The organism is Parabacteroides hominis (assembly GCF_014287585.1).
Classification (GTDB): Bacteria; Bacteroidota; Bacteroidia; order Bacteroidales; family Tannerellaceae; genus Parabacteroides; species Parabacteroides hominis.
This window is the reverse complement of record NZ_JACOOJ010000001.1, coordinates 19,279-32,130: the sequence shown is the minus strand read 5'-3', so window position 1 is coordinate 32,130 and position 12,852 is coordinate 19,279. Positions and strand designations below refer to the sequence as shown.

Genomic DNA, 12,852 nt, shown 5'->3' with positions numbered 1-12,852 from the left:
ATTGTTAGAAGTCTTGCACTTCTTCCCGCATGAATTCATAATACTGCTTACGCACATTATTATTGGGGATACTTAGTACGATACGTGATCCGCGTGTGGCACTAATCGTCAACATGCCGTAATAGAACAGCAGGCTGGGAAAAATCTCAGGATTGGCAATCTCCGATGCAGGAAAGGTCGTGACCAAAGTCGTAACGATCTGCCCCTCATTGGTGATCTTGCGCAGTACACCTTTCCGGTCACCGTCCAAGCGATCCAGTTGGATGAGTATCTTCATCTTGTTGTAATCGGTGCGGGTGTTCGGATCGATCATCAGTTTAGGGGACTTGCCTAAATCCATATAGTTACGCAAATAATAGAGCACCATGTCGCAGTTGAACATTTTCGGGTCACGATCCAAGCATTCTTCGGCAAAACAATAGTTGTCATACCAAGGTTTCATCTCTGTGATCATGGCTTCGATATCCGTATTGTCCGGTAGTTGTCCGGCATCCTTATAATATTGCAACATGGTACGCACATCTTCCTCGCTGAACCCCAGCATCATATTGAATTGATAGCTGGTACTGATGTTCCAGCCGATGTTGAAACCGCTGGCATGTGTCAAGGCATGGTAGACCTCGTTGCCTTGCTCATTGAGGACCACGTTCGTAAAGTTGTCATATTCGTCGATGATGAGGTAAAGAGGTATGTTTTTTTCCCTTGTCTGGAAATTCAAATAGTTCAATTTACTGACAAAGTCGGGCAATTCTTCAATTTGTTTTTATTCCTTCTGTTTACGAGGTATCACAAATGTAGTCTATTCTTTTGGAAAGAACAAAGAATGTGTAGACTTTAAAATGTTTAATGGAGATATCTTTATCCGTAATCCTAAACTCGGTTTATCCGAAGTGACAGAATAAAGTAGACAATAACCCCTTTTCAGTCATTTTTCTATTTCAGCTGAAATTCCGGTTCGTTTTGAACTGTCACTTTTCTCGTCTTTCCGGTTTTGGAGTGACGCTGTATGTCAAGTGTTCGGCGTGTCGTTTGGATGCCGGGGCCGGTCTGTCGCAATAAATGGAAAAACGTGACAATATGACAAACCTCAACTTCGGGAGAATCGAATATTTGCGAACGAAGTCGGGGCGCCTCCAATTTACGTCAAAAGCCTTTTCCTGCCTTTCCTCCATGAGGTGCGCAGAACTTTTCCATGACGACCGTCTTCGTTGCCGTGAGTTGCCGTGTTCATAGGTAGTGACGACCGTCTTCGTGGCGATGAAGCCAATCTTCAAGGCGATAAAGACGGTCGTCGCCGCAGAAGGTTGGCAGATTGATGAAAAAAGGATCGTTTTGCCCTGCAAAAAACGAAATTCCGGTTGCTCTGCCGACTGGGTGTCCAAATGTGAAATAATCTATTATTTACAATAAGGGGGGCTGGAATAATGATTTACTCGCACGAGTCGCAGTTCGGTACTTGTTTATGTCCCGTAGCAATAGCTTTAGGCATCGTAAACCTATGAGTTAGGAAACGTAATACATAGTTTTGCCACCCTTATTGTCACATTTATAAAAAAGCCATTGGTTCGAATCGAAACTACTACCGCATATAATCCGGTTTTCTCCCCCATCTAATTCGATTTACCCGCAAGGGTAATATTTTTTAACAAATAGCCGTTTTCCCCATGTTGTTAATTATTAAAAGATTATGCAAGATTTCGTGTTTCAAGGGGGATATTGTCGTTTTTTTTGTCACTCGGTGTGTTCGGTCGCCGGGAGAATGACCGGTTTTTTGCATAAGTGCCTGTCTATGTATAGTGTCTTGGTTGTACAAAAGAGTGTCATAATCGACCACGGGTTGAATATGACACTCTTTTTGTTATCCTGTGTTACTGCCGTCGTGTTAAGATCGGCTAATATTGCCATCAAATTACAAAAAATTAAAGGAACAGATTGGACGGTGATTCTTCCGGTCTTTTTAGAATTTAAATTATTACATGTGTTAAATTAAAAAGCAAAAAATGATGAATGAATCTAAGCTATTATCTCCATGTGGGATAGCGAAGGCCTCAGCCTTATGCTTGCTAATGTCTGCTTTTTCTGTTAATGCCGTGTTTGCTGCTCCGGAATCGGATAGCAATATAATGGTGGTACAACAGGGTAAGACATTGACAGGTGTTGTGAATGACGAGTTTGGTCCGGTTGCAGGAGCCAATATCGTTGTGAAAGGTACGACAAACGGTACTATGACCGATACGGATGGACGGTTTTCCATTTCGAATGTCCCGGCAGGCGCTGTTTTGCAAATTTCTTTTATCGGTTATCTGACTCAGGAGATCCAGGTAGGAAATCAATCTACTATTAACGTAATGTTGAAAGAAGATTCCCAGGCCTTGGACGAGGTTGTAGTGGTTGGTTACGGTACAATGCGTAAATCCGACTTGACGGGATCTATCTCCACAGCCAAAGGGGTAGATATCATCAAAAACCAATCGTTTAATGCCCTTGACGGATTGAAAGGTAAAGTGGCAGGTGTGAACATTTTTTCCAATACCGGACAGCCGGGTGGTGAAATGCGTGTTGTGATCCGTGGTGTATCTACGATTAATGCATCGACTTCTCCTCTGTATGTTGTGGATGGAGTGGTTATGTCAGACTTCCAGTTACTGAACCCGAACGATATTGAATCTATCGAAGTGTTGAAAGATGCTTCTTCAGCAGCGATCTACGGTGCACGTGGTGCGAACGGTGTCGTTTTGGTGACGACTAAACGTGGTGACGGAGGTAACGGCGTTCGTGTCTCTTATGACGGTTCTGTTTCAATCGGCACGATGGCCAAACAGATGGATGTGATGGATGCCAATGAATGGATGGCCGCTTTCAAGCAAGGTCTGGAAAATGCCAACGCATGGCAGGGCAAGAATTTTACGACCGATTTGTCTCAGATATTTACGGATGACCGTTTGTTCAATGCAGACGGTACTCCTAAATATAATACGAACTGGCAGGATGAAGCTTCCCGTACGGCTATTTCACACAACCACCAGATTAGCATCCAACGTGCAGGCGACAGTTCTTCGGTAGGTGCGTTCATCAACTATACCGACCAGCAGGGTATTTTGCTTAATTCTTATTTCAAGCGTATCAATGCCAAGTTGGCGTATGATGACAAACCGACTAAATGGTTGTCGACATCCGTGAATTTATTGGTCAACCATACTTGGGGTAACCGTACAGCCGATAACCCTTATTCACAGGGCGCTTTGCGTACGATGATCGAACAGTTACCGTTCTTGCCGGTTAAGTTGGATGGTGTATATACGCAAAATAATATTGTCAGGACGGCTTCTATTTTGAATGACAAGGATAATCCGAACAGTGGAACTCAAGGATTCAGCCCGGAAGGTGTAGGTAACCCGGTTGAATTGTTGAATAATCTATATTCTATGCAGTACCGTACGAAAATCTTCGGTAATGCCGGCCTTACTTTCCATTTGATGAAAGGCTTGGATTTGAAGACACAGTTCGGTGTGGATTACCAGAACGGCCGTAATGCAAGTTACACTCCGTTCTCTCCGCGTCCAATGATTAATCAAAATTCTGAAGGTTATGCTTCTGCAAGCAATTCGAACTCTTTTTACTGGCAGGAAGAAACCTATATGAATTATTCGACTTTGCTGGGTAAGCATTCTATCAATGCCATGCTCGGTTTGTCTTGGCAAGGACGTGATTATACATCTTTCAACGCTTCCGACAGTAAATTTACGGACGACTTCTATGGCTATTACAACCTGGGTAAAGGAACAGACCGTCCGAGTGTCGGCAGTGACTATGACAAATGGACGATGAACTCCTATTTCCTCCGTCTGGCTTATTCTTATGACAGCAAGTATATGGCTACGGTGACCGGACGTTATGATGGTTCTTCCAAGTTCGGTTCCGGAAATAAATATGCATTCTTCCCGTCTGTCGGTTTAGGTTGGTTGATGTCCCGCGAAAGTTTTCTGGAAGACAACCCGACTATCAGTAAGTTGAAACTGCATACTTCTTATGGTTTGACGGGTAACTCTGAAATCGGTACTTATCGTTCTTTGGCTACAGTAAGCCAGTCGAATACGATTATCGGTAATGCATTGCATACGGTGTCTTACCTGGATAACATGCCGAACTCCAATTTGAAATGGGAAAAAACAGCTCAGTTCGATTTCGGCGCTGAACTTGGCTTGTTTAATGATCGTTTGAGTTTCGATGTTTCCGGTTATTACAAATATACATCGGATTTGTTGCTTGACCGGCCGGTTCCGGAATCGACAGGCTATTCTTCGATCCTGGACAATGTCGGAGCTGTTTCCAACCGAGGGGTCGATATCCTGGTTACGGCACGTCCTATCCAGAATCGCGATTTCCAATGGACTTCGACGATCAACTTGGGCTACAACAAGAGCCGTGTTGAAAAATTGGATGAAAGTGCATCTGTCGATCCGATTACAGGAAAACGCCAGATTACGGTTGACGGTTTCGTCGGTTATGACATGCTTATACGTGAAGGCGAACCGCTTTCTTCATTCTACGGTTACAAACGTATCGGTATTTATGATGGCAACCCTGATAACTGGGATCCGGAAACTATGAATATTCCGTCTGTTATCGGTGAAAAAGTGACTTCTAAAGACCGTGTAATTATCGGTAATGGTTTACCAGACTGGATGGGATCTTTCGTCAATACATTCAACTACAAGAATTTCGATTTGACAGTTGACTTCCAGTACACATGGGGGGTTGATCTAATGCAGGAATATTACCACTCTACGGTGGCTCGTTTCCTGACTAACGGCCTTGACCGTATTTATCAGGAAGCATGGCATCCGACTTTGAACCCGAATGGAAAAGAACAGGCCATCCGTCTGAACAATTTCGGCCAGGGTGCGAATAATGCAGCAGATGATGATTGGGTGGTTAACGGTTCTTATTTGCGTTGTAACATGATTCAGTTAGGTTACACATTTGATCCTAACGTGATCAAACCGATTGGCTTGTCTTCATTGCGTTTGTATGCTAACGTGAATAATGCGTTCCTGATCACTTCTTCGGATTATTCAGGATTTGACCCGGATAACTCATCTCGCTTAGATGGCAATAACTGGGGGGCTAACCGTCAGTTCTTTACTTATCCGCGTCCGAGAACATTCATGTTCGGTATCAATGTTGGATTTTAATCAGTCATAAATAATATAAGATCATTATGAAACTAAAGAAAAAATATATTTCATTATTGTGCATGTGCTCATTGGCCATGAGTTCATGTGACAGCTTCCTGGAAGAGAAGCCGTTGGATCAAAAAGATTCGAATCAGTTCTGGCAGACTGCGTCTGATGCGGAAACAGGTGTGAACGCATTGTATTTCGGGGGTGTCCCTTATCTGTATAATACGGGTGGCGGTTGGACTCCCAAGGCTACCGCTTGGGGAGGCATTATCTCCGGTTTGTATGTCGACAAACGTAAAGACCGTCAGTTTACCAATGCTTCGGAAGGTTGCAACTTCAACGTTGCATCATTCGACGATCAGGCTTGGAGCTACTGGCATGAGTTCTATAAAGGAATCTCTCGTGCAAACTTCGTACTTGCCAATGTGCCGAATATGACGGACGTATTGAGTGCGGAAACCATCAAGAACTATGTGGCTCAGGGTAAATTCTTCCGCGCTTATGCTTATTTCTGGTTGGTAAAGGAGTTTGGTGATGTGCCTTACATTTCCGAACCTTACACCTCTCCGGACGGTATCTTTAAAGAACGTATTCCGGCTGCTGAAATTTACAGCCTGGTTGAACAGGATTTGCTTGATATCGTGAACAATAATGCTTTGCCTAATAAGGCGTTCTATGATAATGGTTGCTATGCTACTCTTCCGATGGCACAGACATTGTTGGCACAGGTTTATTTGCAAAGAGCAGGCGCTCCGCTTAACGGTGGAAACGAAGATTATGCAAAAGCAGCCCAGATGGCTTTGAAGGTGATCGAAGGCGGCCAGCATGCGCTGATCCAGGCAAATGGAAGTAGCGACGACCTCAATTCGGCATTTAATGTGATCAAGACGACCAATACGTCTAACGAGATCATTTTTGCAAAAGAGTATAACTATTCCAATCATAAAGTGGGTAACTCTTTCCCCGGCCATTCGATGGGATCGGATGCAACCCAATGGAAAGATGCTAACGGCAATACGATTTTCCATCCGAGCGGTAATGTTCTGGAAAACATCTATTTGCCTTGCGATATGATTATAAACAGTTATGAACCGGCTGACATTCGTGGACATGAAAAGCAATTTTTCTTCAAGGAATATACAGACGCTACGGGTGTAACTCACACGTTGAATAATTATGGCAACTGGGCTTGGTTTGATGAAAAATCCTTGATGGAAGGTCATGATGGCGACTATGATATGCCGACATTCCGTTATTCGGAAGTCCTACTGATCGCTGCTGAAGGTTTGGCTCGTACAGGTAAGGAGAGTGAAGCGCTTGGTTATTTGAACCAGGTTCGTAAACGTGCAGGTCTGGCAGATGAAACAGCGACAGGCGACGCGTTGATCCAGTCTATCCTGACTGAACGTTTACATGAGTTCCCGTTGGAATTTAAGGTATGGGATGATATCCGCCGTACTCGTTTGTATCCGGAAGAAGTTGGTGCGCAATCAGGCAAGTTGAATTGGGTTCCTCTTACTTCTGCGAAGATTCAGAACAAACCGGACGGACAGATTCGCGTAGGAGCTATTCCTGAATATGCTTTGTTATGGCCGATTCCGCTGGATGAAATACAGGCTAATCCGGCTTTGCAGGGACATCAGAATCCGGGATGGAATTAATAAAGCTCGTTAAGCGTTTAGTTAGGTATAAAAATTCAACATAGGGAGTTGTGTTTTTGATTGAGCCTTCTTCCCGTAAGCAGTTTGTTTGCGGGAGGGAGTGCTTTCTCAAAAATTGTGGAGAATGGACGGTATATTGTTTAATTTTTGAGAGTTGTGTTATGAAAATAAATATATTAATATCGATAAGTTTATTATTGTGTTCTTGTCAGGCAAAATTGCCGGTGAATGTTCCCGAACTGTCGGACGGGGACCCGACGACTTGTTTTGTGGGGACGGATGGTGTGAATAAAATCGTTTTTGATCAGCAATATACTGTTCCTTTCCAAAGTTATAAAATCTATTCCTCCGGCGAGACGCCTGCACATGATCCGTCTGCCTGGACATTGAAAGGTTCCTATGACGGGAAGAACTGGGTGGTTGTGGATGAACGGAAAGATCAGGCGTTCTGTTCCCGCTATCAGGAAATCCTTTGTCCGATAACCAAACCTTCCAATTACAAACAATATATGCTGGAAGCCGCTACGGAGACCGGCGATACGCTGGTGATAGGCGACGTGTCATTTTACGACACGAATTTGAATGCGGGCTGGGAAGCGTTCAAATATCCGGGAGTCGACTTTGAAATTCTCGATCCCGAAACAAAGGGGGCTTCCGTTTATGCAGGCCTTGTACAGAACCCTGATGAATATATCCGCTTTCATGCCCGTAAAGTTGCGGAGATTCTGTTCTATACGGCCAAAGACACCATGAACGACGTGCAGAAAATCGAATATACCCTGAAAGATTATGACGGAGTGTCTGCCAAAGGTGGCAACCCGCCTGTCATCTCGATTGTCTACAGCACGCAACATATCGAGAAATCGGCAAACGAATCCCTTTATAAGCTCGACTTCGAAACACGTGGCGTTCTGTACCATGAATTGGTACACGCTTACCAGTTCGAGCCGAAAGGAATCGGTTCCTACTCGACCAATAAGACATTCTGGGCTTGTATCGAAGGTTTGGCGGATGCAGTCCGCGCTCAGGCCGGATATTTCGATATGAGTACCCGCAAACCGGGCGGTAACTGGATGGACGGTTATCGTACGACCGGCTTTTTTATCCAATGGCTGACTACCAAAGACCCGGATGCCATCCGTAAATTCCATGAGACGGTTCGCGACCTCGACGAATGGAGTTTCGACAAAGCGATGAAGCGTATGTTCGGCGAAGATGCCAGCATTGAAGGGCTGTGGAACGAGTATCAAGCCTTTTTATCAAAATGAAATAGAAACACGATATCATGAAAAAGACAATTCTTTTATTTTCTGCATTGCTGACCTTTGGGAGCTTGTCCGCCCAGGATAAGACCGCATGGGTGAACCCGATTATCGGGACGAACGGGATGGGGCATACGTTTCCGGGGGCTTGCGTGCCTTTCGGACTGGTTCAGTTGAGTCCGGACACAGACACGATCCCTCATAACGTGGATGGCAAGTATCAGCCGCGTGCTTATGAATATTGTGCCGGCTATCAACATAAGGACAGTAGTATCGTCGGGTTCAGCCATACGCATTTTAGCGGAACCGGACATTCCGACCTCGGCGATATCCTGATTATGCCGGCTACCGGCGAATTGAAACTGAATCCCGGAACGGCAACCGACCCGGACGGCGGCTACCGTTCGCGTTTCTCGCACGATACGGAGGTATCCCGTCCCGGCTACTATGAAGTGATGCTGGCCGACTACGGCGTGAAAGCACAACTGACGACAACCAAGCGGGTTGGCGTGCATAAATATACGTTCCCGAAAGATGCCGGGAACCAGCGGATCATCTTGGATATGGTCCACGGTATCTACAATTACGACGGAAAAGTCCTTTGGACGAATATCCGGGTTGAAAACGATACGCTGGTCACGGGCTATCGTATCACGAACGGATGGGCGCGTACCAACTATACCTACTTTGCCATGTCTTTCTCCAAACCGGTCGCTCATTACGGATGCGAGGAAAAAGCAAAAGTCAATTACCGGGGCGGATACGGCAAATTCAATATGAAAGAAAACTTCCCGGATATAGGCGGACGCAAGATCGTCGCTTATTTTGATTTCGATCCGGCGGCTTCCGAGGAATTGGAAGTGAAAGTCGCCCTTTCGGGAGTCAGCACCGACGGCGCTTTGAAAAATCTGCGGGCTGAAGCCTCCGGCTATCGTTTCGACCAGTTGGCGGCTCGTGCCGGTGAAACCTGGAATAAGGAATTGTCCGTTATCGAAGCTACCGGCACGGGCGACCAGTTGGCGATGCTGTACACCTCTTTGTATCACACCATGATCAATCCTTGCGTATATACGGATGTGGACGGACAGTATCGCGGGTTGGATCATAATATCCACAAGGCGGACGATTTCACGAACTACACGGTCTTTTCCGTTTGGGACACCTATCGAGCCCTGCATCCGCTGTTCAACATCATCAACCGCCGGGTAAATACGGATATCGCCCGCTCCATGCTGAAGCATTGCGAGCAAAGCGTGCATAAGGCTTTGCCTATTTGGAGCCATATGGCAAATGAAAACTGGTGCATGATCGGATATCATTCCGTTTCCGTTTTGGCCGACGCCGTGGCGAAAGGCCTTCCGTTGGACAAGGAAGAGGTTTTGAAAGCGATGGTGAGCAGTTCCACGATCCCTTACTTAGACGGGACCGGCGAATATATGGAAAAAGGCTATGTCGCACTCGACCATAACGGCAGCGCCGCTTCACTGACGCTGGAATATGCGTATGACGACTGGACCATCTACCACACGGCCCTTTTGGCCGGCAACCGTTCTGTTGCCGAAACGTATAAAAAACGGGCGGCCAATTATACGAATGTATTCGATACGAATATCGGTTATGCCCGTCCCCGTTATGCCGACGGACGCTGGAAAGAGAATTTCAACCTGCTGAGTACGCATGGAGAAGGTTTTATCGAAGGAAATGCCTTGAACTATTCTTTTTATGTGCCGCAGGATGTAAACAACATGATCCGCCTGATGGGAGGCGACAAGTCCTTTGTCTCCAAGCTCGATTCCCTGTTTACGATGCACCTGCCTGCCGAGTTTTTCGCCCAGACCGAGGATGTGACGGAGGAAGGCTTGCTGGGCGGCTATGTGCATGGCAACGAACCGAGCCATCATATCCCGTTCCTGTATGCCTGGACCTCGCAACCCTGGAAAACACAATACTGGCAGCGTGAAATCATGAATAAGATGTACCGCAATAATATCGACGGCCTTTGCGGTAACGACGATTGCGGACAAATGTCCGCCTGGTATATCCTGTCTTCGATGGGATTCTATCCGGTTTGTCCGGGAACGGACCAGTATGTGCTGGGCGCTCCCTATTTGCCTTATATAAAGGTAACGCTGGAGAACGGCAAGACATTCGAAGTGAAGGCCGACAAGGTGAGCGACAAAAACCGCTATGTCAAGTCGGTCAAGCTGAATGGCAAACCCTATACGAAAGGGTTCATTACCCAGCAGGACATCATGGACGGCGGTACGCTGACGTTCGAAATGACCTCTTCCCCTAATAAAAAACGTGTTTTTAACGGGACAGACAGACCGTATTCCCTGTCTTCAAATTAATTAAACATATTCTATCCATGAAGAAATTATTTATTTTAGCGATTACGCTTTGCAGCAGCCTCTTTACGGTGGATGCGACCGACAAAAAGGACCTGGTGGATTACGTGAATCCGCTGGTCGGAAGCCAGTCGAAAATCTCTCTCTCGACGGGTAATACCTATCCGGCGATAGCCATGCCCTGGGGTATGAATTTCTGGATGCCACAGACCGGAAAGATGGGAGACGGATGGGCGTACACATACGACGCCGACAAAATCCGTGGTTTCAAGCAGACCCACCAGCCCAGCCCGTGGATCAACGATTACGGACAGTTTGCCATCATGCCTATTACCGGCAAGGTGGTGTTCGACCAGGACAAACGTGCCAGTTGGTTCTCCCATAAGGCGGAAGTGGCAAAACCTAACTATTACCGGGTCTATCTGGCAGACCATGACGTGGTGACGGAAATCACGCCGACCGAACGGGCCGCCATGTTCCGTTTCACTTTCCCCGAATCGGATAAATCGTATGTGATCGTGGATGCATTCGATCGGGGTTCTTACATCAAGATCGTTCCGGAAGAGAACAAGATTATCGGATATACCACCCGGAATAGCGGGGGTGTTCCGAAGAATTTCAAAAACTATTTCGTTGTTGTGTTCGACAAACCGTTTACCTATAAAGCGACCGTCGGTGACAGCGAAATCCGTAAAGGCGAAACGGAGGCGCAAGAGAATCATACGGGAGCCATCATCGGCTTCTCCACCCGTAAAGGCGAGGTTGTTCATGCTCGCGTAGCTTCCTCTTTTATCAGCCCTGAACAGGCGGAACTGAACCTGAAAGAATTAGGCGGCCGTTCGTTTGACGAAATAGCCGAGGCAGGCCGTCAGGTATGGAACGAGACTTTAGGACGTATCGTTGTGGAAGATAACGATGTGGACAAACTGCGCACGTTCTATTCCTGTCTGTACCGTTCGCTGCTTTTCCCGCGTAGCTTCTACGAACTGGATGCCAATGGCAAAGTGGTGCACTACAGCCCGTATAACGGAGAAGTGCTGCCGGGTTATATGTTCACCGATACCGGTTTCTGGGATACGTTCCGTTGCCTGTTCCCGTTCCTGAACCTGATGTATCCGGATATGAATACGAAGATGCAAGAGGGCCTTGCCAATACATATAAAGAAAGCGGCTTCCTGCCGGAATGGGCAAGTCCGGGACATCGTGGCTGCATGGTCGGCAACAACTCGGCTTCCGTTGTGGCGGATGCTTACCTGAAAGGACTTCGCGGATATGATATCGAGACGCTTTGGGAGGCTGTCGTGCATGGGGCTAACAGCGTACATCCGAAGGTGAAATCGACCGGACGTTTAGGATATGAATATTACAATGAATTGGGCTATGTGCCTTATAACGTGAAAATCAACGAAAGTGCCGCCCGTACGTTGGAATATGCTTATGACGACTGGGCTATCTATAAATTAGGGAAGGCTTTAGGCAAACCGGAATCCGAAATTGCCATTTTCGCGAAACATGCCATGAACTATAAGAACCTGTTCGATCCGGAAACCAAGTTGATGCGTGGCCGTAACGAGGACGGTTCGTTCCAGTCTCCGTTCAACCCGCTGAAATGGGGAGACGCCTTTACGGAAGGCAACAGCTGGCATTATACCTGGTCGGTTTTCCATGATCCGCAGGGGCTGATCGACTTGATGGGAGGAAAGGCCGGTTTCAACGCCATGATGGATTCCGTATTCAATGTCCCGCCTTTGTTCGATGACAGCTATTACGGCGGCGTGATCCATGAAATCCGCGAAATGCAGATTATGAACATGGGTAATTATGCGCATGGCAACCAGCCGATCCAGCACATGATCTACTTGTACAACTATTCCGGCGAACCCTGGAAAGCGCAGTACTGGGTGCGTGAAGTGATGGACAAGCTCTATTTCGCGACTCCCGACGGCTATTGCGGGGATGAGGACAACGGGCAGACTTCGGCATGGTATGTATTCTCGGCCCTCGGCTTCTATCCGGTTTGTCCGGGTACGGACCAGTATATCTTGGGTTCTCCGCTGTTCAAAAGCGTGACGCTGAATCTGGAAAACGGCAAGAAGGTCGTAATCAAGGCCAACAATAATGGCGAGGCGAACCGTTACATCTCGTCCATGAAGGTGAATGGTAAGAACTATACGAAGAATTATCTGACACATGGCGACCTGATGCGTGGCATGACCATCAATTACAATATGTCGGTTACTCCGAATAAAAACCGGGGTACGCAGGACAGCGATGTCCCTTACTCATTCTCTAATGAATTAGGAAAATAATCGGAATGTATATAGATTAGCCGGAAGCATTAATATTAACATAAGCACTTAATTATGATAGCACTTCCGGCAAAACTATAATCAAAAGG

At 46.5% G+C, this 12,852-nt stretch carries 5 protein-coding genes and 1 pseudogene; 5 read left to right on the top strand and 1 reads right to left on the bottom strand.

Features of this window, described 5'->3' with window-relative positions; genetic code table 11:
• Positions 1-10: 10 nt before the first annotated feature.
• Positions 11-760: pseudogene (locus tag H8S65_RS00120) on the bottom strand (P-loop NTPase family protein); the annotation flags it as partial.
• A gap of 1,306 nt (positions 761-2,066) precedes the next feature.
• Between H8S65_RS00120 and H8S65_RS00115 the strand changes: the two are divergent.
• The 5 genes from H8S65_RS00115 (at position 2,067) to H8S65_RS00095 (ending at position 12,763) form a co-directional block, all read left to right on the top strand.
• A complete protein-coding gene (locus H8S65_RS00115) occupies positions 2,067-5,195 on the top strand; it encodes a SusC/RagA family TonB-linked outer membrane protein (RefSeq protein WP_186928174.1) in 3,129 nt (1,042 codons plus the stop codon).
• A 26-nt stretch (positions 5,196-5,221) separates the two neighbouring features.
• The gene (locus H8S65_RS00110) at positions 5,222-6,844 is read left to right on the top strand and encodes a RagB/SusD family nutrient uptake outer membrane protein (protein WP_186927936.1); all 1,623 of its coding nucleotides are present in this window, start codon (positions 5,222-5,224) and stop codon (positions 6,842-6,844) included.
• Positions 6,845-7,005: 161 nt separating this feature from the next.
• Positions 7,006-8,112 carry a basic secretory protein-like protein gene (locus H8S65_RS00105; RefSeq protein WP_186927935.1) on the top strand — a complete coding sequence of 369 codons (1,107 nt, stop codon included), beginning with the start codon at positions 7,006-7,008 and terminating at the stop codon, positions 8,110-8,112.
• Positions 8,113-8,129: 17 nt separating this feature from the next.
• On the top strand, positions 8,130-10,457 hold the full coding sequence (locus H8S65_RS00100) for a GH92 family glycosyl hydrolase (protein ID WP_186927934.1): 2,328 nt from the start codon (positions 8,130-8,132) through the stop codon (positions 10,455-10,457).
• A 17-nt stretch (positions 10,458-10,474) separates the two neighbouring features.
• Positions 10,475-12,763: a GH92 family glycosyl hydrolase gene (locus tag H8S65_RS00095; protein ID WP_186927933.1), complete on the top strand. Its 2,289-nt coding sequence runs from the start codon at positions 10,475-10,477 to the stop codon at positions 12,761-12,763.
• The last annotated feature ends 89 nt before the right edge of the window (positions 12,764-12,852 follow it).

Bases quoted from the DNA above. Each gene is read 5' to 3' on its own strand.
- H8S65_RS00115 (WP_186928174.1), top strand. From the start codon at position 2,067: ATGTCTGCTTTTTCTGTTAATGCCGTGTTTGCTGCTCCGGAATCGGAT.
- H8S65_RS00110 (WP_186927936.1), top strand. From the start codon at position 5,222: ATGAAACTAAAGAAAAAATATATTTCATTATTGTGCATGTGCTCATTG.
- H8S65_RS00105 (WP_186927935.1), top strand. From the start codon at position 7,006: ATGAAAATAAATATATTAATATCGATAAGTTTATTATTGTGTTCTTGT.
- H8S65_RS00100 (WP_186927934.1), top strand. From the start codon at position 8,130: ATGAAAAAGACAATTCTTTTATTTTCTGCATTGCTGACCTTTGGGAGC.
- H8S65_RS00095 (WP_186927933.1), top strand. From the start codon at position 10,475: ATGAAGAAATTATTTATTTTAGCGATTACGCTTTGCAGCAGCCTCTTT.